At 64.4% G+C, this 20,499-nt stretch carries 17 protein-coding genes, 1 tRNA gene and 1 pseudogene; 7 read left to right on the top strand and 12 right to left on the bottom strand.

All coding sequences use genetic code 11. The features are described 5' to 3' along the window. Positions 1–456: 456 nt before the first annotated feature. The 4 genes and pseudogenes from QRN51_RS05015 to QRN51_RS05000 all read left to right on the top strand — a co-directional run bounded on the left by QRN51_RS05015 (position 457) and on the right by QRN51_RS05000 (position 4,314). On the top strand, positions 457–951 hold the full coding sequence (locus QRN51_RS05015) for an SRPBCC family protein (RefSeq protein WP_284988884.1): 495 nt from the start codon (positions 457–459) through the stop codon (positions 949–951). Continuing rightward, positions 920–1,390 (top strand): annotated as a pseudogene (locus QRN51_RS23220) (GNAT family N-acetyltransferase); the annotation flags it as partial. The gene QRN51_RS05015 and the pseudogene QRN51_RS23220, both read left to right, overlap by 32 nt. Positions 1,391–1,444: 54 nt before the next feature. Next, positions 1,445–2,863 (top strand): FAD-binding oxidoreductase, encoded by a 1,419-nt coding sequence (locus QRN51_RS05005; RefSeq protein WP_284988888.1) that lies wholly within the window; start codon positions 1,445–1,447, stop codon positions 2,861–2,863. 134 nt (positions 2,864–2,997) lie between these two features. Further along, on the top strand, positions 2,998–4,314 hold the full coding sequence (locus QRN51_RS05000; RefSeq protein ID WP_284988883.1) for an MFS transporter: 1,317 nt from the start codon (positions 2,998–3,000) through the stop codon (positions 4,312–4,314). Positions 4,315–4,385: 71 nt separating this feature from the next. Here QRN51_RS05000 and QRN51_RS04995 read toward each other — a convergent pair whose 3' ends face one another. The 6 genes from QRN51_RS04995 to QRN51_RS04970 all read right to left on the bottom strand — a co-directional run bounded on the left by QRN51_RS04995 (position 4,386) and on the right by QRN51_RS04970 (position 11,593). Then, the gene (locus QRN51_RS04995) at positions 4,386–5,615 is read right to left on the bottom strand and encodes an amidohydrolase family protein (protein WP_284988882.1); all 1,230 of its coding nucleotides are present in this window, start codon (positions 5,613–5,615) and stop codon (positions 4,386–4,388) included. After that, positions 5,521–6,660, bottom strand: coding sequence for an ABC transporter ATP-binding protein (locus QRN51_RS04990; protein ID WP_502870849.1), 1,140 nt, complete (start codon positions 6,658–6,660; stop codon positions 5,521–5,523). Before QRN51_RS04990 ends, QRN51_RS04995 begins: the two co-directional genes overlap by 95 nt. An 8-nt stretch (positions 6,661–6,668) precedes the next feature. Continuing rightward, positions 6,669–7,757 (bottom strand): ABC transporter ATP-binding protein, encoded by a 1,089-nt coding sequence (locus QRN51_RS04985; RefSeq protein ID WP_284988881.1) that lies wholly within the window; start codon positions 7,755–7,757, stop codon positions 6,669–6,671. Continuing rightward, positions 7,754–8,755 carry an ABC transporter permease gene (locus tag QRN51_RS04980; RefSeq protein ID WP_284988880.1) on the bottom strand — a complete coding sequence of 334 codons (1,002 nt, stop codon included), beginning with the start codon at positions 8,753–8,755 and terminating at the stop codon, positions 7,754–7,756. Before QRN51_RS04980 ends, QRN51_RS04985 begins: the two co-directional genes overlap by 4 nt. A 99-nt stretch (positions 8,756–8,854) precedes the next feature. Further along, positions 8,855–10,579: an ABC transporter substrate-binding protein gene (locus QRN51_RS04975; protein WP_284988879.1), complete on the bottom strand. Its 1,725-nt coding sequence runs from the start codon at positions 10,577–10,579 to the stop codon at positions 8,855–8,857. A 42-nt stretch (positions 10,580–10,621) separates the two neighbouring features. Further along, entirely contained in the window at positions 10,622–11,593 is a 972-nt protein-coding gene (locus QRN51_RS04970; RefSeq protein ID WP_284988878.1) for an ABC transporter permease, read from the bottom strand. 245 nt (positions 11,594–11,838) lie between these two features. Here QRN51_RS04970 and QRN51_RS04965 point away from each other — a divergent pair, with 245 nt between their 5' ends. Then, positions 11,839–12,510, top strand: coding sequence for a GntR family transcriptional regulator (locus tag QRN51_RS04965; RefSeq protein ID WP_284988877.1), 672 nt, complete (start codon positions 11,839–11,841; stop codon positions 12,508–12,510). 9 nt (positions 12,511–12,519) lie between these two features. On the opposite strand, the gene QRN51_RS04960 is transcribed toward QRN51_RS04965, so the two are convergent. From QRN51_RS04960 to QRN51_RS04945, 4 genes are all read right to left on the bottom strand, one after another. Then, complete coding sequence (locus tag QRN51_RS04960; protein WP_284988876.1) at positions 12,520–13,929, bottom strand: DUF4032 domain-containing protein; 1,410 nt, start codon at positions 13,927–13,929, stop codon at positions 12,520–12,522. Positions 13,930–14,018: 89 nt separating this feature from the next. Further along, positions 14,019–15,101: an ABC transporter ATP-binding protein gene (locus QRN51_RS04955; RefSeq protein ID WP_059388327.1), complete on the bottom strand. Its 1,083-nt coding sequence runs from the start codon at positions 15,099–15,101 to the stop codon at positions 14,019–14,021. A 194-nt stretch (positions 15,102–15,295) separates the two neighbouring features. After that, entirely contained in the window at positions 15,296–16,120 is an 825-nt protein-coding gene (gene otsB / locus QRN51_RS04950) for a trehalose-phosphatase (protein WP_284988875.1), read from the bottom strand. Further along, positions 16,110–17,600, bottom strand: coding sequence for an alpha,alpha-trehalose-phosphate synthase (UDP-forming) (locus QRN51_RS04945; RefSeq protein WP_284988874.1), 1,491 nt, complete (start codon positions 17,598–17,600; stop codon positions 16,110–16,112). Before QRN51_RS04945 ends, otsB begins: the two co-directional genes overlap by 11 nt. 180 nt (positions 17,601–17,780) lie before the next feature. Between QRN51_RS04945 and QRN51_RS04940 the strand changes: the two genes are divergently transcribed. Further along, entirely contained in the window at positions 17,781–18,659 is an 879-nt protein-coding gene (locus tag QRN51_RS04940) for a DsbA family protein (RefSeq protein WP_284988873.1), read from the top strand. Between the two features lie 173 nt (positions 18,660–18,832). After that, a tRNA-Thr gene (locus QRN51_RS04935) sits at positions 18,833–18,906 on the top strand. An 89-nt stretch (positions 18,907–18,995) separates the two neighbouring features. Here QRN51_RS04935 and QRN51_RS04930 read toward each other — a convergent pair. Together QRN51_RS04930 and QRN51_RS04925 are read right to left on the bottom strand one after the other, a co-directional pair. Then, positions 18,996–20,210, bottom strand: coding sequence for a site-specific integrase (locus QRN51_RS04930; RefSeq protein WP_284988872.1), 1,215 nt, complete (start codon positions 20,208–20,210; stop codon positions 18,996–18,998). 25 nt (positions 20,211–20,235) lie between these two features. Then, positions 20,236–20,448 carry a helix-turn-helix domain-containing protein gene (locus tag QRN51_RS04925; protein WP_284988871.1) on the bottom strand — a complete coding sequence of 71 codons (213 nt, stop codon included), beginning with the start codon at positions 20,446–20,448 and terminating at the stop codon, positions 20,236–20,238. Between the last annotated feature and the right edge of the window lie 51 nt (positions 20,449–20,499).

Genomic DNA, 20,499 nt, shown 5'->3' with positions numbered 1-20,499 from the left:
CAGGCCCCGACACACCGTGTCGGGGCCTGACCCACTTAAAACACCCCAACACACGACACACGAGCGAGGGTCACGAGCCAACCCCGCATATCCGAGCCCGCGACCAACGAAAACCGCGCATATCCGAGCCCGCGTCCCACGAAAACACTTTATTACTGAGCGGGCGTCCGGGGTATCGGACCCCCGCTCAGATATCAGCGGTCGGGACCAAACCCCGGCTCGGATATGGCCTCGAAATCCCAAACCCCCGCTCACATGATGTGAGCCGGCATCCGGCCGGGACCCGATGTGCGCCGGCGTCCCGCCGGGAGCCGCCATAAGTGAGCGGGCGTCCCGCCCGGGAACCGCCATATGTGAGCCCGCGTCCTGCCGGGAGCCGGTATATGTGAGCCGGCGTCAGGGGCGAGCGCGCTGGATCCGGAATCGGGGGGCCGCTGGGCGGTAAAGTTGGTGCACATGGAGAGCCTCTTTAGTCACCTCGCGCCGGACTCCGAACCCCAGCCGGAGCAATCCGGTGAGCTGGACCCCGTGGTGTGCACCGTCGTCGTGCCTTCGCCGGTGGCGCATGCTTTCATGGGCTTCACCGACCACCCGCATCTCTGGTGGCCGATGGAGGACCACAGCGTCTACGGGGCGGGCTCGCACGTTGAGTTCGAGGAGAATTTGATCCTGGAGACGGCCGACGACGGCCGAACCTCGATATGGGGGACCATCGACGACTGGCAGCCGCCGTTGTCCTTCCATGCGAGCTGGTATCCAGGCAGTACCGCGATGTGGTCCACCGAACTTCGTCTGGCCTTCCGTGCTGTTGACGGAGAAACGGAGGTTCGTCTGGTCCACGACGGCTGGGAAGGCGCCGAACACCCCGCGCAGACCCGTGCAGACTACGCGGCTGACTGGCCTGGAGTTCTTGAGCGCTATGTCCGGTTCATGGGCGGCGCAAGTGAATAGAATCCGTCGCCTCCAAGCGACTGACTGGGAATTGCTTCGCGACGTCCGGTTGGAGATGCTGTCGGACACCCCGATGGCCTACGTGGAGAGCCTCGCGGCCGCCCGGCGCCAGACTGACAGTCAATGGCAAGAGCGAGCAGCCACGATGTCGGGCGACTCGAGTATCACCCTGATAGCGGACGACGGCACGGACGGTAGCCCGATCAGCGGACTTATGCGCGTGGTCATCAAGCAGCCGCAGGATCCTTCCCGGGCTCTACAAGCCATGCTGATCAGCGTCTACGTCGCACCCGAACACCGTGGCCTGGGCCTGGCCGACCAGTTGCTTGATGAGGCTTGCGCCATAGCAGGCGCCGAGCTCGGAGCAGGCGTGATCGAACTGGGCGTCCACGAGGACAACGCCCGAGCGAAGGCGTTCTACGAGCGGCACGGATTTGAATACACCGGTGCCAGCCGGCCTTATCCGCAGGACAAGGCCAGGTTGGAGATCGTCATGGCCCGCCGGCTTCCACCCGCGGGTGAAACCCAGCAAAGCGAAAGCCCGGGCGCGTTCATCGATGATCTAGGGGCCGCCCTCGCTCCGGGGCAAGTCGCAGTCGACGAACAGACACGCACCACCTATGCCGCAGACCTGGGACCCGTCCTGGACTTGCAGCTGCCCTTGGCTGTGGTGTTCGCCGAATCCGTCGAAGACGTGCAGTATGTGGTGCGCAGTTGCGCCCGGCACGGAGTTCCGATCGTGGCCCGCGGCGCCGGCACCGGGGTTTCCGGCGGCGCCCACGCCAGCCAGGGGTGCATCGTCCTCAGCTTGGAACGCATGGACCGCATCCTGCAGCTCAACGCGGACGATGAGACCGCCGTCGTCGAACCTGGCGTGGTGAACGCTGACCTGAATGCCGCCGCGTCCGAACACGGCCTGATGTACGCGCCGGACCCAGCGAGCTACAAAATGTCCACGATCGGCGGCAATGTGGCCACGAACGCAGGCGGCTTGCGTTGCGCCAAGTACGGCGTGACGAGGGACTCGGTGCTGGCGCTCGACGTCGTCCTGGCCGATGGCTCGCTTATCCACACAGGTCACCAGACCTTCAAGGGTGTGGCCGGGTACGATCTCACAGCGCTGTTTGTGGGCTCCGAGGGCACCCTGGGGATCGTGGTGGGTGTGACGGTGCGCCTGCGCTACCTGCCGCGCGAGGTACAGACAGTTGCCGCCTTCTATCCGGACTTCCGCGGTGCCGCAGCGGGTGTCCTGGCGGTCGGAAGGGCCCGCGTCCAGCCCGCCATCATGGAAATGCTCGACGCCGGAACGCTGGCCCAGCTCGACGAACTGTACGGCTCGGACCTCGGAGAACGCGGACAGGCGCTGCTGTTGATCCAGACTGACGGCTTTGGAGCGGCAGCGGAAGCAGCTTTGGTACGGGAAGTGCTCGCCGCCGGCGGCGCCGCGGTAACGGCGGAATCCAATGCCGAAGCGGAGCGCCTCATCGAGATGAGGCGCTCGAGTCGAGGCGACGAAGTGGACAACGAATTCCGGGTTGGCGAGGACGTCGCTGTTCCGAGGTCGCGGCTTGTCGACTACGTGGCCGCGCTCGAGGCCATGGCCGTTACCCACGAGGTCCAGCTCAAGGTGGTGGCCCATGCCGGCGACGGCAACCTGCACCCCACCTTCTGGGTTGACCGCGTGGACAGGGAAGTGGACGCCGATGCCATGTCCCGCCTCAACCATGCCCTGGACGACTCGATTGACGCCGCGCTGGCGATGGGCGGAACCATCACCGGCGAGCACGGGGTGGGGCAGTACAAGCTGCGTTGGCTCGGACTTGAGCAGCCTGAGCCCATCCGGGAGTTGCAGCATCGCATCAAAGAGCTTTTCGACCCGGCCGGAATCTTCAACCCCGGCAAGGCTATCTAAAGCTCTGGTATTCCAAATCTAATCGTCATGGTCCAGCGTCACACTCAGCTGCCACTTTAGCGGCAGTTTACTTTGCCATGCAATGCCCCTAATCTTATTTGGTATACCAAATTAGGATTCCAGGGAGGCAACCAATGGAACAAGCACAGCCGCCGCGCCCCGGTACTTCCGCGTACGCCGCTCGACGGACTGCCTGGATACTCGTTGCACTGGCACTTGTCTCCATCAACCTCCGTCCGGCCATTACGACGATCGCCGGCACCATGGGTCAGCTGCAGGCAGGCTTTGGACTCGACGCGCATCTGCTGCCGCTGCTTGGCGCCTTGCCTGTACTTGCCTTCGGCGTCTCGGCTCCTTGCGGTCCGTGGCTGGCCCGTCGCCTGGGCAGCGGAAGGGCTGTGGCAGCGGCGCTCCTGGTGCTTGCCGCGGCGCTGATCGTCCGCGTATTCGTGCCCGGACTGTTGCTGCCCGGAACGTTCCTGGCAGGGGCATCCATCATGACCGCCAGCGTGCTCGTGCCGCAGATCGTCAAGGCAAACCGCGGTACCGGCTGGTGGACGGGGCTGTGCACCATGGGCTTCGGGCTGGGCGCGGCGCTCGGCGCGGGGCTCGTCCAGCCGCTGCAGCAAGCGCTCGGCGGGAGCCTCGCCTGGGCGCTGGCCGTCTGGGCCGTCCCCGCCCTGTTGGGGGCCACGTTGATCCACCGCACCGGTCAACCGGCCGGGCGCCCCGACGGTACCGGCGAGACCGAAACCGGCGGACCGGCGTCGGGCGCTGGTTTACAGAAGACGACGACGGCGGGTGGCGCAACGGGGGAAACCGGCACCATTCCGTTGCGGAAGCAGCGGACGGCCTGGGCCGTGACCGCGTTCTTCGGGCTGCAGGCCATGCTGTATTTCGCGATCACCTCGTGGCTCGCGGTGTTCCTGGTGTCGAAGGGGCAGACCGTGGCCGATGCAGCAGGTCTCTTGGCCTGGTTCAGTGTCGCAGGTCTGCCCGCGAGCCTGCTGGCTCCCGTCCTCGCGGGGCGTCGCGCGGTTCTGAAGGTCATGGCTCCAGGCCTGGGATTGCTCGTCGCCGCGGCTTTGATAGGGGTCTTGACCGCGCCCGTGGCTTTGCAGTTCCTCATGGTCGGCGTGTTGGGGATCGTCCAGAGTGCCGGCTTCGGGCTGGGAATGGCGTTGGTTGTCATCCGCTCAACCGGACCACAGAGCGCCGGCAGCCTGTCCGCCATGAGCCAGGGCTTGGGCTTCGCGCTGGCCTCCCTGGGCCCGTTGGGGGCTGGATTCCTGCATGAGTGGTCCGGTGGCTGGGACGTTCCCTTCTGGGCCCTGGCCGCGGAAGCGGTGCTTCTCGCGGTGGCCGGTTTCCTCGCGGTGCGCGGGCCGGCGGTGTCGGTGGAAGCCGTCGAGACGGAACATCGTGGCGAGCCCGCCGCCGTCGGGCGCTAAAACCAAAAAAGTGGCCGGTCCCTCGCACGAGGGACCGGCCACATTTTTGTGCGGCTTGGATTTGTGCGGGCTTAGACCAGCTCGAGCTGATCCGCCACGACCTTGCCGCGGTGGATGACCGTCCGGTCGGTGCCGCGGTCCATGACCGCGGAAGCCACCGTTTCGCCGTCGAGCAGCAGGAGTTCGGCAGGATCGCCGACCTCGACCCCCGGGCGGTGTGCCGTGCCCTTCAGGCGGGTGGCGGACGGGTCGAGGACGCTTGCGCCACCGACCGTGGCGATAGCAAGGCAGTGCTCGATGAGTTCGTCCTTGCGGAAGCCGTGGGTGAAAGCGAGCTGCCAGGTGCGGTCGAGCATGTCCGTGTTGCCATAGGGGGACCAGTAGTCGCGCTGGCCGTCCTCGCCCAGGCCCATGCGTACGCCGGCTTCGGCGAGCAGCGGGATGGGCAGCTGGGCGGCCACACCGGCGGAGCCCGGCGCCACCGACGCCATGGAGATGTCCAGCTCGGCGAATTCGTCGATGAGGCGGCGCGTTGTGGCCTCGGAGACGCTGCCCAGCTGGTATGCGTGGGACATGGTGACCTTGCCCTGCATCCCCAGGGCGCGGGTGCGCTCGATCACGAGGTCCGTGCTGAAGACGCCGAGTTCGCCGGGCTCGTGGAGGTGGATATCAATGGGGACCTGGTACTTTTCGGCCAGTCCGAAGACGATGTCCAGATGCCGGGCCGGGTCGCGGTCCAGGCTGCACGGGTCGATGCCGCCCATGACATTCGCGCCGGCCTTGAGTGCCTGGTCCATGAGGGGTACGGTGCCGTCCTCAAGGAGGAGGCCGGCCTGCGGGAACGCGATGATGTCGACGTCGGCCTGCCCTTTGAACTGCTCCTTGGCGGCCATCACGGCGTCGAAACGCTCAAGCCGGCAGTCGACGTCGATCTGGGCATAGGAGCGCACACGCGTGGTGCCGCGGGCGATCATCCGGCCGAGGGTGTTGTTGACCCGTTCCTGCAGCGGAACCTCGGCGTTGCGCCAGTTCTGCCGGTCGTTCATCATCATGGTCCAGACGCCGGGGCCGCCGGTGTGTTCGCGGAACGGCAGTCCGATGCGGGTCGAGTCCAGGTGCACATGGACGTCCGAGAACGACGGCACGAGAAGACGGCCGCGGCCCTCGACGACGGTGGTGTCGCCAGTCGCCGCAGCGCGTGCAGGGTCATGGGGTTCGACGCCGGTGATCTTGCCGTCCGTGACGAGGACGTCGCTCAATGCTTGTCCCCAAGGACGGACGGCACGAATCAGGGTGTTCAATGTATTGCTCCTTTGATGTTGGATCTATTGCACACCAGCGAGGGCTGCGGATTCCAGACCTGCGTGGTGGCAGGCCGGGGCAGTCGCGCTGGCGGGTCGGGGGATTTCGCTGATGCACCGTTGCTGCTGTTCCGCTCCCAAGGTGCCGAACAACGGACACCGGGTGCGGAAGACACAGCCGCTGGGTGGGTTTGCCGGCGACGGGAGATCTCCCCGGAGCCGGATCTTTTGCTGCTGGCGGGCTCCTGGGATCCGGCAGGGGCACGGCGGACAGGAGAGCTCGCGTATAGGGATGCCGGGGCTCCCGGAACAAGTCCTCCCGGCTTCCTTGCTCCACGATTTTGCCGAGGTACATCACCGCCACCTCATGCGAGATATGGCGGACCACGGAAAGATCGTGCGCGATGAAGATGTATGCCACTCCGGTGTCCCGCTGGATCTCCTGGAGCAAGTTGACTACCTGTGCTTGCACCGAGACATCGAGGGCGGATACGGGTTCGTCGCACACAATCACGGAGGGGTTCAGCGAGATGGCGCGCGCGATGCCCACCCGTTGGCGCTGGCCGCCGGAGAACTCGTGCGGGAAACGGTTGTAGTGCTCCGGTTTGAGGCCCACCTGCTCGAGGAGTTCCTTCACCCGGTTCTTGAGGCCGCCGGCCGGGTTGATCTTTTGCGCCAGCATCGGTGCGGCGATGGCGGTGCCCACGGTTTGCCGTGGATTGAGCGAGGCGAAGGGGTCCTGGAAGATCATCTGGACCTTGCGGCGGAAGTTGTACAGATCGCGGCCCGCCAGCTGGCTGATGTCCACGCCGTCGATCAGGATCCTCCCGCCGGTGGGATCCATGAGCCGCGCGATCATGCGCCCGGTGGTGGACTTGCCGCAGCCGGACTCACCCACGAGTCCCAACGTGTGGCCGCGCGCGAGGCTGAAGGAGACGCCGTCGACGGCTTTGACGGTCTTGGATCCCTTGGGGGAGAACAGACCGCCTTTGATGGGGAAATGCTTCTGGAGGTTCTCCACCTGGAGAATTGCCTGCGTGTCCATGGCGGGTCCTAACGCGTATTCCGAATAGTGACGATCTGGGGGCCGCTCAAGTGGCAGCGCTTTCCGTGGCCGTCTTCGACCACGAGCTCCGGGCGCTGGCTCGCGCATACGCCGTCGCCGGCAAGGGCCGCGTACTCGCACCTGGCGCTGAAAATGCAGCCTTTCGGGAGGTCAAGGAGCGACGGCGGCTGGCCCGGAATGGGGTTGAGCCTGCCCGAGCTACTGCTCAGCGTGGGCATCGATTTGAGCAGGCCCAGGGTGTAGGGGTGCCGCGTGTCGTAGAAGATCTCGTCCACCGGTCCCGATTCGACGCATTGCCCGCCGTACATGACCAGCACGGAATCGCACACTTCGGCCACGACGCCAAGATCGTGGGTGATCAGGATCAGGGCCGAGTTGGTTTCCTGCTGGAGCTCGGACATGAGGTCCAGGATCTGTGCCTGCACGGTGACGTCCAGCGCGGTGGTGGGTTCGTCCGCGATGAGCAGTTCCGGTTCGCAGATCAGTGCCATGGCAATCATGGCGCGCTGGCGCATGCCTCCGGAGAAATGGTGCGGGTATTCGTCGTAGCGCTGCTCGGGGCTCGGAATGCCTACCCTTCCGAGCATGTCGACGGCGGCCGCGCGGGCTTGCTTCTTGCTTGCCTTGTTGTGGACGAGGTAGGCCTCGGCGATCTGATGGCCCACGGTGTAGAAGGGATGCAGGGCCGAGAGAGGATCCTGGAAGATCATGCCGATGTTCCGGCCGCGAAGCTGCCGCATGCCGGACTCGGGCAGTGTGACAAGGTCCTTGCCTTGGAACAACGCCTGGCCGGTGACCCGGGCTGAGGTCCCCTTGAGGAGCCCCATGAGCGCCTGGCTGGTGACCGACTTGCCGGACCCTGACTCTCCGACGATGCCGAGGGTCTGCCCGCGCTCCAAGGAGAAATCCATCCCGTTGACTGCCGAGACAAGGCCGTCGTCGGTGGGGAACTTCACCGAAAGGTTCCGGACGTCGAGGAACGCGGCGGCTTCCGCGGCCTGATGGCCGGTTCCCGCGGCCTGATGCGCGGTTCGCGTGGCCGGTTGACCGGCCGGACTGGGCTGGAGCTGGGTCATTGGAGCCTCACTCGGGGATCGATGGCAGCGTAGGCGAGGTCGACGACGACATTCGCGACGATGACGAAGAAGGCAGCCAGCATGGTGATGGCCATGGTGACGGGGAGGTCGCCGGAAATGGCAGCCCGGACGGCCGTGAAACCGAGTCCCGGGACGGAGAAGATCTGCTCGGTGAGGACCGCGCCGCCGAGGAGAAGCCCGATGTCCATGCCAAGCATGGTCACCACCGGAGTGATCCCGGCCCGGACACCGTGTTTGAACGTCACTGTTCGGGGCGCCAGGCCCTTGGCACGGGCCGTGCGGATGAAGTCCTCGCTGAAGGTTTCGATCATGTTGGTCCGGGTGACCCGGATATACGCCGCGCTGAAAAGCACCGCGAGGGCGACCCACGGCAGGAAGTAGTTGAGCACCCAGGCCCCCGGACCATGCGGGCCGAAGGGGCTGTTGATCTCGTTCGTCGTGAAGGGCAGGAGATGCAGCTGGTTGACGAAAACCAGCAACAGGAACAGGCCGGTGACGGGGATCGGCAGCGAGACTCCAACGGACGCTGCGCCGACGATGAACTTGTCCGTGGCGGATCCCTTGCGAAGGGCGGCGAGCAAACCGAGCCCGACGCCGGAAACGGTCCAGAGCACCAGCGCGCCGACCGCCATGGAGAGCGTGTAGGGCAAGGAGCGGGCGATGATGTCCGAGACGTTTTCATTGGTTTGGAACGATTTGCCGAGGCATGGCCACTGGCAGATCGATTCCGCTCCGGGAGCACCGATCATCCGCGGCGAGACCAGACCGCGCATGTAGTCGATGTACTGGACCAGGAAAGGGTGGTCCATGCCAAGGGCCACGCGGGCTTCCGCGATGCGTTCGGGAGTGCACTCCTGGCCGCAAGCGGCGGACGCAGGATCGGCAGGACCCAGCTGGAACAGCGTGAAGGTGATGAAGCTGACGGCGACGAGAAGCAGGATCAGGGAGCCTGTCCGGCGAAAGATGAATCTGATCATTGTGCTGGTTGCGGGCCGTCCGGTAGTCGCCGGACGGCCCGCCTCCCTTCTGGGCTGGCCTGATTGGTGTGAACAGGCCCGGTTGTGTATTTGGCCTGGTTAGTGCTCGACGCCGACGATCGAGAGGTCGATGCCGCCGAAGAAGTAGCCCACTTGGGCGTTACGGATATTGGAGCCCACCACGCTGTTGGTGTGGCTGCGGACGAGCGGGATGATCGGGTAGGTCTTCAGGGCCTTGCCGAACTCCTCAGACCATTTCTTGCCGAGTTCCTCCGAGGTCCCGGAAGTGTTCCGGAGCTCGAACATGGCCTTCGAAATCTGCGGATCGAAGTAGCGCGACGTGTTGGAGAAGCCGTAGCTGGTGCCGTCGTTGTTCGGTCCGAGGATGGGATCGGCGGACGTACGCACCGACGCAGGGTCGGCGCCACCGCACCAGCCCGAGCGCGCAATGTCCGGCAGCTGGTCACTGGCCAGGACGGAGTAGTAGTTCGGGGCCGGGATCGGCACCAGTTGGACGTCGATGCCCAGGGCCTTGAGGTTTTGCTGGATCACGGTGCCGGTGTTCTTGTAGGCGTCGCGGTTGTTGGCGTACCCGTAGGTGAGGCTCTTGGGGTAGTTCTTGCCTTCGAGGAGCTTCTTGGCTTCCTCCAGCTTGGGCTTGCCGGTGGGGTCGATCTCGAGGTCTTGGGCCACGTAACCGCGCATCTTGGCGTTGAGCGGGGTCTGGGTGAGTTCGCCGAAGCGGCGCCCGCCGTACTGGACCAGGATGGACTGGCGGTCAAGGGCCAGGGCGATTGCCTTGCGGACATCTGGATCGGTGATCTTCTCGGTGTTGAGGCTGAGGACGTCGTTGCAACCGAGCAGTCCCGATGCAACGCGGTCCTTGACCTGGGCATCAGCGAGCTTGGCGGAATCCGAAGTCTGCAGTGCACCGTTGGAGTCCAGGGTGAGGGCATTGGGATCGGAGTTGGCCAGGAGCTGCTGGCTGATGGTGGCCTGCGAAGTGGAGAGCGAGAAGCTGAAGGTGTCCGGAAGTGCCGTGCGGTTGGGGTCGGTGGACGGATCCCAGTTCGGATTGCGGACCAGTTTGAGCGACTTTCCGCGACTGTACGAATCAACCATGTACGGGCCTGTAGACACCGGGTGGTTGGTGTAGTCCAGCTTGGTGTCCTTGTCCTTCGGGACAGGCGAAGTGTTGGAACGGGAGGCCAGCGCCGGGAATTCGGCGAATGGCTTCTTCAAGTGGAAGACGATGGTGCGCTCGTCCGGAGTTTCCACGGCCTTGAGGTCAGCGGAAGGATCCTTGTACGGCCCCTTGTAGCCGCCGGCGTCGAGCGCCGCGTTGAGCTCCTGCGGGGCCTGGGTGTAGACGTCCTGGGCGAAGGTGCGTTCGATGCCGTACTTGACGTCGGCGGAGGTGATGGGGCGGCCGTCTTCGAACTTGACGCCCTTCTGGAGGGTGAATGTCCAGGTGAGTCCGTCTTTGGACACCTGGCCCGTGTCCGTGGCGAGGTCCGGAACGATGGTGGGCGGCTGTCCGGCCGTCTCCTTCGCCATGGTGAGGTTCCTGTAGTACAGCTGGCCGACGTTGGCCGTCTGGACGTAGTTGCTGTTGCCCGGGTCCAGGGTTTGGAAGTCCGAGGACATCAGGACGTTGATGTTGCCGCCCTTGGTGGTGAAACCGGACTTGACCACTTCGGGAGCCTGCTCGGTGCTGGAAGCGCCGGAGGCGGCAGTTCCGGGCTGGTTCTGTCCCGCCGCGCAGCCTGTGGCGGCGGTGGCGATCAGCACGGCAAGGGCCAGCGCTCTGGTGGGGGTATTCATTGTGCTCCTCATTTGGGTGGGTGGAACGGATTTGAAGGGGGATTAGTGGCGGGATGCCTTGGGGTCCAGGGCATCCCGCACGGCGTCGCCGAGCAGGTTGAACGCCAGGACCGTGACGATGAGCATGGCGCCGGGGACTGCCAGGAACCAGGGGTCGCTGAGGTACCAGTTGCCGGATTGGGCGGCGTTGAGCATCTGGCCCCACGACGGCGTGGGGTCCTTGACGCCGACGCCGAGGAAGGACAGTGCCGCTTCTGCGGAGATGTTCGTGGGGATGAGCATGGTGGCGTAGACCAGTACGACTCCCATGACGTTGGGAATGATCTGCCGGAACAATACGCTCAGGTGCGAGGCGCCGAAGGACCGCGCGGCCTCGACGAACTCGCGCTCGCGGAGGCTCAGCACTTGGCCGCGGACAATACGGGCGAGGTATGCCCAGCCGAAGAAGCCCAGGATGATGACGAGCGAAGCCATGGGCAGGAAGCTGCCCTGGCCCAGCGCGGTGTCCCGCAGCCGTGACTGCAGGATGGGGGTCAGTGAAAGGACCAGCAGGAGGTGCGGAAAAGCGAGGAAGAGATCCATGATCCGGCTGATGATGGCGTCCGTTTTGCCGCCGAAGTAGCCCGCGGCCGCACCGATCACGGTTCCCAGGACCACCGAGACCGCAGTGGACAGCAGGGCAATGGTGAGGGAAACCTGGCCCCCAAAGGCGAGGCGGGCAAACAGGTCACGGCCCAGTCCGGGTTCCACGCCCAGCCAGTGGCCGGCCGAAGGGTACATGTATCCGGGGAGCGGCAACCCGGGAGTCTGGAGGTCGTCCAGGACATCGGGGCTGGTGTTGGACGTGAAGGGATCGTTGCCGGACATGGCACTGAGCAGCGGGCCGAGGATGGCGAACAACATGATGGCCGCCACCACGCAGAGGCTCAACAGGGCAATCTTGCTCCGGCGGATCCGCAGCCAGGCCGTCGCCAGGAGCGACCGCGCCTCGGCGGTGGGTCTGCTTGGGGACATGCTGGGGGATGGACTCTCAGCCGTAGCTTCGGCGGTGGACTGTAGCTGGGTCAACGGGGGTGCTCGATTCATGATCCAAGGAGTAGGCTCCGGACTTTTTGTATACCAAAAATAGACTAGAGCAGGTTTGATGGGATGTAAATCACAAATATTGCACTATCTGGAATACCAAACAGCTCTGTTTCCTCCCGTGTATGCTCGGGTGGAACGCAAGACGACGGGGAAGGGAAGGGTGGCCGACGCCGATGCCCGAAACGCTGACTGGCCGCGACGACGAAGCCCGGGCCGAACAGGTCTACCAGCTGGTCCTTGAGGGAATCGTGGCGGGGAGATACGAACAGGGCGCGCGGCTGCGTGAACGGGAGCTCTCCGAGCTCTACAACGTTTCACGAATCCCCGTGCGGGAGGCCATCCAACGCCTCGAGCAGGATGGCTTCGTGGAAACCTTCCCCCGCCGGGGCGCCGTGGTGCGGCAATTGACGCTCACCGACGTCAATGAACTCTTCGACGTGCGGTTGTGCCTGGAAACGTTCGCCGCCCGCATGGCGGCCATCCGGGTCGCCGCGGGCGAACCGGGAGGCCGTTTGCAGGAACTCCTCGACGACACGAGGCAAGCGATCGACGACGACCGGACCGACGACGTCGTGCGCCTCAGTGCGGCGTTCCACGCCGAAATCGTGCGGCTGTCCGGCAACCGGCTGCTCATCGAGTCGGTCAAGCCGTTGTTCGGCCGCATGCGCTGGATCTTCGGGCTCGCCCACAACCGCAGCAACGAACTCCAGCGCGATGAGCACATGGAACTGTGCAACGCCATCCTCGGCGGCAAGGCCGAGCTCGCCTACACCCTGGCGTACTCCCATATCGAGCTCGGGCGTGAACCCGTGCTCAAGGGACTCGCGGAGACGCTGGAGCCCTAAACCCCTGCGTTAGTCGTCGGAATCCGGGTATTCGTCCTCGTTGTACCGGGATTCCTCGGTTTCGGCTTCCAGGATCTTGAGCATCGCCGTGTCCGGATTGAGCATGATGGCAGCCTCGTCACGCCGGTGGCGCAGGATGGTGTCCAGATAAGACTGCACGGCTTCCGCCAAGGGGATGTGGCTGTCCTGCTTCTGGCTCATGTACCAGCGGTGTTCGAGGACTTCGTGGACCACTTCTGCCGGCTCAAGCTTGCCTGCGAGGTCGCGCGGGATGGAACGGACGATCGGCTCGAAGATCTGGCTGACCCAGGTGTGGGCACTGATTTCTTCATCCATGTCCGGGTTGTTGTCCGCCCGGAATGAATCCATGTCATTGAGCAACCGCCGGGCCTGGTTCTCCTGGGCGTCCAGGCCGGTGAGGCGGAGCAGCCGCCGTTGGTGGTGGCCGGCGTCGACCACCTTGGGCTGAAGCTGGATGGTGGATCCGTCCGCGGTGGTCTTGATGGCGTATTCCTCGACGTCGAAGCCGAGTTCGTTGAGGCGGCGGATGCGCGCGCCCACGCGCCAGCGTTCGCCGAGCTCGAACGATTCCTTTTCGGTGAGTTCGGCCCATAGCCGCCGGTACGAGTCCATGATGAGCTCCGACGTCGCTACCGGGTCCACCTTCTCCTCGATCAGCCCGCCTTCGAGCAAGTCCATGAGTTCCCCGGCGATGTTGACACGGGCAATCTCCAGATCGTACTCGCGCTGGCCCACCGACAGATCCGGGTACAGCTCGCCGGTCTCGGCGTCCACCAAGTACGCGGCGAACGCCCCGGCGTCGCGTCGGAACAAGGTGTTGGACAGGGAAACGTCGCCCCAATAAAAGCCGATCAGGTGCAGGCGCACCAGCAGCAGCGCTTGGGCGTCGATAAGCCGTGTCAGGGTGTCCCGGCGCAGCATCTGTGAGAAGAGCGCACGGTACGGCATGGAGAACTTGAGGTGCCGGGTGACCAGCACCGGGTTCAGTGGCTTGCCGTCAACGGTGGTGCGGCCGGTGATGACCGCGACCGGCTCGACGCAAGGCACATCCATCCGTGCCAGCTTGCGGAGCATGTGGTATTCGTGCCGGGCAACGTGCTCGGACGTTTCCTTGATGGCGATGACGGAGCCAGCCAGGTGCGCAAAACGCACGATGTGCCGGGAGATGCCGCGGGGCAGGGCGGCCAGGTTCGCCGCGGGCCAGTCTTCGAGTGCGATGTGCCAGGGGAGGTCCAGGAGCTCGGGATCCGCCGCCGCTGCGGTGATGTTGAGGGATCCGATGACACTTGCCGGCGGTGCCGCGTCATTGGCGCTCGCAGCCTCGGTGCGCGGGAGTTTGCCGATCTGCGCGTAGTCGGTGGGTTCGTCATGCCACTTGGCACCGCTTTGCTCGGTCATGGGTCAATTCTTCCGTATGGAGGCTGTTGTTAACGACGACGGCGGCCCGTCCACTCGGAAGGGCCGCCGTCGGTAATGCGGTGTGGGTGTCAGTCGCCCAGGCGCAGGCCCGACTTGGTGTCGAACAAGTGCACGTGGCCCGACTGCGGGCGGACGAAGATGGACTCGCCCTTCATCGGGGGACGGCGGCCGTCGACGCGGGCCACGATGTCGTGGCTCTTGCCGTCAAGCGTGGTGTGGCCGTAGACGTAGGCATCGGCGCCGAGCTCTTCGACGACGTCGACCTCAACTTCGAGGCCCTCGCCGGCGCCAACGGTCTCGAGGTCTTCCGGACGGGAACCGAGCGTGACGGTCTTGCCGTGTGCCTCTTCGAGGACATCGTGCGGTACCGGGTAAACCGTGCCACCGAACTGGACGCCGCCGTCGACGACCGGCAGTTCCAGCAGGTTCATTGCGGGGGAACCGATGAATCCGGCAACGAAGACGTTCTTCGGGCGGTCGTACAGGTTGCGCGGGGTGTCCACCTGCTGCAGCAGTCCGTCCTTGAGGACGGCAACGCGGTCACCCATGGTCATGGCCTCGACCTGGTCGTGGGTCACGTAGACGGTGGTGACGCCGAGTCGGCGGGTCAGGGATGCGATCTGCGTGCGGGTCTGCACGCGGAGCTTGGCGTCCAAGTTGGAAAGCGGCTCATCCATGAGGAAGACCTGCGGGTTACGGACGATTGCGCGGCCCATGGCAACACGCTGACGCTGGCCACCGGAGAGGGCCTTCGGCTTGCGGTCCAGGTACTGCTCAAGGTCAAGAAGCTTGGCTGCTTCGCGGACACGCTCGGCACGCTCTTCCTTGGAAACGCCGGCGATCTTGAGTGCGAAGCCCATGTTGTCCGCAACGGTCATGTGCGGGTACAGAGCGTAGTTCTGGAAGACCATTGCGATGTCGCGGTCTTTCGGCGGGACGTCCGTGACGTCGCGGTCGCCGATCAGAATGCGGCCGGAGTTCACATCCTCGAGGCCTGCGAGCATGCGCAGGGAGGTGGACTTACCGCAACCGGAGGGTCCAACGAGGACCAGGAATTCGCCATCGGCGATGTCGATGTTGAGCTTATCGACGGCGGGCTTATCTGTGCCCGGGTACAGACGCGTAGCGTTATCAAAAGTAACTGTTGCCACAGTTATCAATCCCTTCACCGGCAGGTACGTGCCGGACGATCCGTTGTGAATGGTTCATGTTTATTCAGTTGGACTCCCCGCCCTGGGCTGGGCCCGGGCAAGGGAGACTGAGTGACGCCGCACGGTAGTTGTGCGCCACATCACAACCAAGAGTATGGCAGCAGCCCGGGTTATTCGCCTAAATGTTACGAACGTCACATGTGAGATGCGTCTCCCGAGACCTCGCGGCGACGTTCGCGAAGGACCGCCTCCAGGAGCTCGGCGACGTGGACAGGGGCCTCGACGCGGAACTCGGCCTGGGTGAAATCCAGCCCGACTTTCACCCCGACATCCCCGGCGCCGAGTCTGGCGATCGCGTCCTCGTCCGTCACATCGTCGCCCGCGAAAAGGATCCCGGTAGCAGAGGTTGCATGGCGCAGGAACTCGACCGCCTCGCCCTTGGAGGAATGCACCACCGAGGTCTCGAGGACACGTTTGCCGTTCTTGAGGAAGACTCCCGGGCGACCGTCAAGGACTGCGCGCGCAGCGGCGACGGCGTCCTCCGCTACGTCATCGTCAGCTCGGCGCGTATGGAGTACGACGCCGGCAGGCTTGTCTTCGAGGACTGTCCCCGGAGCTTCCTGCGAGATTCCGGCCAAGACCTCGCGGACTTCGGCAAGGAGCTCCCGTTGGGCGTCGTCCAGTTGGAGTTCCGTCGAACCGGGGCCCATCCAGGCCTCCGCGCCATGGCTGCCGATCAGCAGCGTTGCCTCGGGAGGGGAGGCGACCGCCCGCAGGCTGGCCAGTGCCCGCCCGGAGATGAGCGCCGTCGTCGTCCTCGGGAGTTTGGCAAGTTCAGCGAAAGCAGTGGCTGAGCGCTGGAGCGGCCGCGCGGCGTCGGCGTGGTCCACGATCGGGGAGATGGTGCCGTCAAAGTCCATCGCCACCAAAAGGTGGTCGGTTCGCGCGATCCTGCGGACGGCGTCGAGCAGTTCGGGCGTCAGGCTCAGCGGGGGAGTGGCTGCTGTCTCAGGAGTCATCGCGCACCACGGTTTCTGCCAGGGCCGAGAGGAATTCCGCCGACCAATGATCGACGTCGTGGTCGAGGATTTGCTTGCGCATGGACTTCATCCGGCGGCGTGATTCATTCGGGGGCAGGTTCACGGCCCTCATGATGGTGTTCTTTAGTCCGTCGATGTCGTGCGGATTCATGAGGAGGGCTTGCTTGAGTTGATCGGCGGCGCCGGTGAATTCACTGAGGACCAAGGCGCCCGTGTTGTTGGTCCGGGCTGTGACATATTCCTTGGCCACGAGGTTCATGCCGTCACGCAATGCCGTCACCAGCATGACGTCGGCCGCGAGGTACAGCGCGACCATTTCCTCGACCGGGTAGCTGTGGTGGAGGTAGCGGACGGCGGTGTTCTGCATGGTGTCGAAGCTGCCGTTGATGTGGCCTACGGTGCCTTCAATCTCTTCCCGCAGGAGCCTGTACTGCCGCACGCGCTCGCGGCTGGGGCTCGCAACCTGGATCAGGGTGGCGTCTTCCACCGTGAGCCGTCCCTCTTTGAGGAGTTCCTCAAAGGCCTTCAGGCGGTGGGGGATGCCCTTGGTGTAGTCGAGGCGGTCCACGCCCAGGAGGATGGTTTTGGGGTTACCGAGGTCCTGGCGGATCTGCCGGGAACGTTCGATGATGTCCGGGCGCTCCGCGAGCTCGCTGATTTGATCCACGGCGATGGAGATCGGGAAGGCCTGTGCGCGGGCAATATGGGTGATCTGCCCATCCGCTCCCTTGACGTGGACTTGCTGCTGCTTGACGCTTGCGCCAATGAAGCGGCGTGCCGAGCGCATGAAGTTTGCCGCGTCGCTGGGGCGCTGGAAACCCACCAGGTCGGCGCCGAGCAGCCCTTCGATGATGGCCTGGCGCCACGGCAACTGGGCGAAGATCTCCGGCGGCGGGAACGGGATGTGGTTGAAGAAGCCGATGCGCAGGTCCGGGCGCGCCCCGCGGAGCATGCTCGGCACGAGCTGGAGTTGGTAATCCTGCACCCACACGGTGGCTCCGTGGTCTGCGTGCTGGACGACGGCGTCGGCGAAGCGCTGGTTGACCCGGCGGTAGCTGTCCCACCAGGTTCGGTGGAACTCGGGCGGGGCAATGACGTCGTGGTAAAGCGGCCAGAGAGTGGCGTTGGAGAACCCTTCGTAATAGAGCTCAACATCGCGCGTGCTGAGTTCCACGGGAATCAGGTCCATGCCGCCGTGACTGAACGGTTCCAACGCTTCGTCCGGCGCGCCGTGCCAGCCCACCCACGCGCCGTCGGTCTTGGTCATCATCGGCGCGAGGGCAGTCACCAGGCCGCCCGGAGAGCGGCGCCAGCCTTCCTCGCCGTTTTCCGCGTCATCGCTGGTGTAACGGTCTACCGGAAGGCGGTTGGAGACCACCATGAAATCGTGTTTCCGGGCCCTTGGAGCCTGATTGCCTTCGGGTGCGCTGTCGGTTTTTTCGCTTGCCGTTTGTTGCATTGCTGCCCCCTGGGGTTGCCTGTGACTCATCTCCCACCCTACCGGCGGGAATCATCGAGGACACTTGCTCGTTCCTCAGACTGGAGTCGAGGACCCCAGCAAAGCTGCCGGTCTTCTCCCGTAAACTGGCACCGTTGCCCTAGCTAAAAACCAACGCCGTCGATAAATCACGAGGAACTGATGAGCCCCGCAAACGAACCACGCCTGTCCAAGGCAGAGCGCACCGCCCAGGCCCGCGAAAAGGCCCGCGAGATCCGCGAAGCTCAGCTGAAGAAGGACAAGCGCAATAAGTTGCTCATCGGATGGGGCATTGTGGTTGCCGTTGTGGCGATCCTCGCGGTCATTGCCCTCGTGTTCACCCAGAACATTGTGAACAACGCCCCGATCGCCGATCAGGGACCGACGCCGGCCAACGCCAACGCGCACGGCGGCGTGACGCTGCTGAAGGGCACCGATGTGGCGAAGGTGGCCGCCGGTACCGTCAGCCTGGCGTCCCTGCCATCAGCCCCGGCCACCCCGCCCGCCACGGTGACCGCTCCCGGCGCCGAGGCTGAAGCCGGCAAGCCCGTCAAGGTTGTGGCGTACATCGACTTCATCTGCCCCATCTGCAAGAACTTCGAGAGCACGTACAGCCAGCAGCTGACCCAGTTGCGGGACGACGGCAAGATCACCCTGGAGTACCGTCCGTTCGGCTTCCTGGACGCCAGCTCCAGCACGAACTACTCCTCCCGCGCCGCCAACGCCGCAGCGTGCGTGGCGAACACGTCGCCGGACAAGTACTCGGCACTCGTGGATCTGCTGTACGCACAGCAGCCCGCCGAGGGCAGCGCAGGCATTTCCGACAACGACCTCAAGAAGTTGGCCACCCAAGCGGGATCGGCCAACATCGACTCCTGCATCGACAACAAGACGTACCGTCCGTTCGTCAAGGTGGTCACGCAGGAGGCCAAGAACATCGGGATATCCGGCACGCCCACGGTCTTCATCGACGGCCAGCAGTGGGACAACAAGTCGGACTTCATGACCGTCCTGAATGCGGCTATCGCAGCAAAGAAGTAGTTCCCTTGGCCTAGGCCTCCCGTCCGCTGGAATTTCCGTGGGCGGGAGGTCGTGGGCTAACCTTATCTAGCGCTCGCGCGCACCAGCTCCGGTTCGCCGGGGTACCAGTCCCGGCCTGCCGGGGCAACCAGCTCCGGCTTGCCGGGGCAATCAGCTCCGGCTTGCCGGGGCGCGCCTCCTTAGCTCAGTTGGCCAGAGCACCGCTCTTGTAAAGCGGGGGTCGTCGGTTCGAATCCGACAGGGGGCTCTTAGTTGGGGTTTGAGCTGCAGGTATGTTGATTCTGGTCAGAGCCATTTGAACTTTTTCGCTCCGGACTCACCTTTAACTCACCTGAATCAGATTTCGAGACCGGTCTTCCCAGGCGCTCCTGGTCCCCCGTTGGCTGCGTCGAAGGCGCCGAGCACGGCCCGGGTGTCGATCGCTTCCTTGTATTCCTCGACGTAGTGCTTTCGGGTCATGGACACCTTGGAGTGCCCTGCCTGGTACGCGGCCGTTTCGGCGCCCATGGTCCGTGCAATGAGGGTCGCGTTGGCCTTGCGGAACGTTTTGAACGTCACCCACGAGTATCCGATGTCATCTGCCGCTTTGCGCCAGGTCTTGCCGACATTGTTCGGATCGCACACCGTTCCTGTCGATGACGGAAAGACCAAGTCCAAGGGATTCCCAGCGGCGTTGCTGCGTTGCCTGAACTGTCGCCTTCGAAGCGACGCAGCGAGATTTGGCGGCACGGTCACGTAGCGGAATCCGTGCTCGGATTTTGGGTGGTCCTGAATGGTGACACCCCCGGTGGAAGTACGGATGACTGTGGCGTGGACATGGACGGTCGGCGGGTCTGCCTCGAGGTCGACATCAGCCCAGGACAGTGCGAATAGTTCGCCAGGCCGTAGGCCTGTGGTGATGAGGACGTCGACGATTTGGTGGAGTTCCTGGGACCTCGTGCGGCCAAGCACCGATCCCTGCTCCCAAGCAATGAGCTTGGTCCTCAGATCCAGGAATTGTTCGCGATCCAGGGCCTGAGGCTTTGCCGTCCGACTTCTCGGGATGGAGATTCCCAGGACCGGATTGATGCTCGCAGCGTCGTGGCGGAGCGCAATTTTGAACATTGACGACAACACGGCCCCGCACGTGCGTGCCGTTGCCGGGCCGGCCGCGTCGACAACATTTCGGATGAAATGATCCACGACGCCCGGCGTGGTCTCTCCAATGCGGACCGATCCGATTCCGGGCAGAATGTACTTCTTGACGCTGAACGCGTACTTGTCTTTGGTCCGCGAGGCCTTGTCCGAGCGTTGCAGCTCTGCCAGGTAGACCTCTGAGAGCTCGCGGATCTGGTCTGTTGCGCCGATGAGGGCGTTGCCTTGGGTCTGCCTTTTTTGCAGTTTGATTTGGAGATTTCGCCGTGCCGCTGCGGCCGACTGCCCTCGGGCTTCGATTTTGCGCGTTTGCCCGTCGAGGTCCCGGTACCTGGCCCGTGCGCGCCAGCTTCGTGCTGTTGCCCGGTCAGTGCGGATGAGACCCCATGTTCCGAGCGGCAGTGGGTACCTGCTCATGTATCCCGCTCAGGGTTTGGGCCGGTTACGGCTCTGCGTGCAGCGCCAGCCAGGCAACGAAGTCGCTATGGCGGATGCGCAGGTGCCTGCCGATGCGGTATGCATGTGGCCCGACGTGCTTGGCTCGCCACTGGTAGAAGGTCTGTTCGGGGATCTGAAGCTGTGCGCAGATCTCTTTCGGGGTTAGCCACTGTTGGTCAGCCTCGACGGGCTGGTTGCGATTTGGCGTCGTCGTCATTGGAGTCTCCGCGGTCTTGGTCACCTGACATACGGCCAGGCTCTGTTCCTA

The organism is Arthrobacter sp. efr-133-TYG-120 (genome assembly GCF_030209785.1).
Classification (GTDB): Bacteria; Actinomycetota; Actinomycetes; order Actinomycetales; family Micrococcaceae; genus Arthrobacter.
The sequence above is the reverse complement of the archived record's forward strand: the minus strand, read 5'-3'. Positions and strand labels throughout refer to the sequence as shown.

What these genes read in the sequence shown, in the direction of transcription:
- QRN51_RS04985 (WP_284988881.1), bottom strand. Translation starts at nt 7,757, where the DNA reads ATGACCCAGCTCCAGCCCAGTCCGGCCGGTCAACCGGCCACGCGAACC.
- QRN51_RS04970 (WP_284988878.1), bottom strand. Translation starts at nt 11,593, where the DNA reads ATGTCCCCAAGCAGACCCACCGCCGAGGCGCGGTCGCTCCTGGCGACG.
- QRN51_RS05005 (WP_284988888.1), top strand. Translation starts at nt 1,445, where the DNA reads ATGGCCCGCCGGCTTCCACCCGCGGGTGAAACCCAGCAAAGCGAAAGC.
- QRN51_RS05000 (WP_284988883.1), top strand. Translation starts at nt 2,998, where the DNA reads ATGGAACAAGCACAGCCGCCGCGCCCCGGTACTTCCGCGTACGCCGCT.
- QRN51_RS04925 (WP_284988871.1), bottom strand. Translation starts at nt 20,448, where the DNA reads ATGACGACGACGCCAAATCGCAACCAGCCCGTCGAGGCTGACCAACAG.
- QRN51_RS04940 (WP_284988873.1), top strand. Translation starts at nt 17,781, where the DNA reads ATGAGCCCCGCAAACGAACCACGCCTGTCCAAGGCAGAGCGCACCGCC.
- QRN51_RS04965 (WP_284988877.1), top strand. Translation starts at nt 11,839, where the DNA reads ATGCCCGAAACGCTGACTGGCCGCGACGACGAAGCCCGGGCCGAACAG.
- QRN51_RS04945 (WP_284988874.1), bottom strand. Translation starts at nt 17,600, where the DNA reads ATGCAACAAACGGCAAGCGAAAAAACCGACAGCGCACCCGAAGGCAAT.
- QRN51_RS04990 (WP_502870849.1), bottom strand. Translation starts at nt 6,660, where the DNA reads ATGGACACGCAGGCAATTCTCCAGGTGGAGAACCTCCAGAAGCATTTC.
- QRN51_RS04960 (WP_284988876.1), bottom strand. Translation starts at nt 13,929, where the DNA reads ATGACCGAGCAAAGCGGTGCCAAGTGGCATGACGAACCCACCGACTAC.
- QRN51_RS05015 (WP_284988884.1), top strand. Translation starts at nt 457, where the DNA reads ATGGAGAGCCTCTTTAGTCACCTCGCGCCGGACTCCGAACCCCAGCCG.
- QRN51_RS04975 (WP_284988879.1), bottom strand. Translation starts at nt 10,579, where the DNA reads ATGAATACCCCCACCAGAGCGCTGGCCCTTGCCGTGCTGATCGCCACC.
- QRN51_RS04930 (WP_284988872.1), bottom strand. Translation starts at nt 20,210, where the DNA reads ATGAGCAGGTACCCACTGCCGCTCGGAACATGGGGTCTCATCCGCACT.
- otsB (WP_284988875.1), bottom strand. Translation starts at nt 16,120, where the DNA reads ATGACTCCTGAGACAGCAGCCACTCCCCCGCTGAGCCTGACGCCCGAA.
- QRN51_RS04980 (WP_284988880.1), bottom strand. Translation starts at nt 8,755, where the DNA reads ATGATCAGATTCATCTTTCGCCGGACAGGCTCCCTGATCCTGCTTCTC.